This window comes from Kitasatospora sp. NPDC091276, assembly GCF_040684355.1.
Lineage (GTDB): Bacteria > Actinomycetota > Actinomycetes > Streptomycetales > Streptomycetaceae > Kitasatospora.
Window position 1 is genome coordinate 1 of sequence record NZ_JBFBFU010000088.1, and the last position, 1,135, is coordinate 1,135.

Consider the following 1,135-nt stretch of genomic DNA (forward strand, 5'->3'; position numbering starts at 1 on the left):
CCGCGGCCAGCGTGCAGGACTCCGTTGCCGGCACCGCGCTGCTCGACCAGGTCGCCGCCGACCACCCGGGCATCCGCAAGGCGTGGGTCGACGGCGGCTACCGCCAGCACCTCGTCGAACATGCCGCCACCCTCGGTATCGACATGGAGATCACCGCGCGCAAGCCCGGGACCAGGGGTTTCACCCCGATCCCGAAACGGTGGGCGGTCGAGCGGACCTACGGCTGGCTCATGCTGAACCGCCGCCTGGCCCGCGACTACGAAACCCTGCCCACCCGCTCCGAAGCCGTGATCCACATCGCGATGACCGACCTCATGGCTCGCCGCCTCACCAGCGAGAACACCATCTCCTGGCGCGACCCGAGAAAGACCACAGAACAGCCGATCTCGGGATGAAACATCGGACGAAAACGACCTCTAAGAGGTCGTTTTCACCTGAACTGCCCCTGTATCCGGTGATTTTCCGGCCGCCGGGTTGTGGTGCTCGTGCTGCTGGAGATGCGGGCTGGTTCTTGCTGGTCAGGTGGGGTGGCAGGTGAGGCGGGAAATAACTTGCGCCTGTCTCATCCCAAGACGCCCGGCCTTCAGACCGCGTGCTTCCGTTGTCGTTGCTGTGCGCCTGGGCGCATTCGGTTCGTAGCGGTAGGCCGGAAGCATGCCGAAGCGACGCCCGTATCCGAGTGATCAGTCCGATGCCCGCTGGGAGTTGATCGAGCCGGTCCTTACGGCCTGGCGTTTCGAGCGCCGGGGCCGGGCCCTGGACTTCGGCCGACCGCCCGAGCATGACCTGCGCGACATCATGGACGCGATCTTGTACGTGGACCGCACCGGGGTCCAGTGGCGCTACCTCCCGCACGACTTCCCGCACTGGAACACGGTCTACGGCTACTTCGCCAAATGGGCCGACGAAGGGGTTTTCGCCCAGCTCAACGGCCTGCTCAGGCAGCTGCTGCGTGAGAAGGAGGGCCGGAACGGCGAGCCTTCCGCGTGCGTGATCGACGCCCAGAGCGTCAAGACCTCCACCAGCGTTCCCGCCGGCGGCCAGGGCATCGACGCGGGTAAGAAGATCGTCGGCAGGAAGCGGAGCATCGTGACCGACACGCTCGGCCTTCTCCTCGCCGTGCTGGTGACCGCGG

At 66.3% G+C, this 1,135-nt stretch carries 2 protein-coding genes; both read left to right on the forward strand.

Annotated features, from left to right (window positions below; all coding sequences use genetic code 11):
* Nucleotides 1–395, forward strand: a 395-nt coding sequence (locus tag AB0O19_RS38485) for a transposase (RefSeq protein ID WP_363626401.1), incomplete at its 5' end; no start/stop codon positions are given.
* 259 nt (nucleotides 396–654) lie between these two features.
* Nucleotides 655–1,135 (forward strand): IS5 family transposase (locus AB0O19_RS38490; RefSeq protein WP_363626403.1); only part of this gene is annotated, 481 nt, incomplete at its 3' end.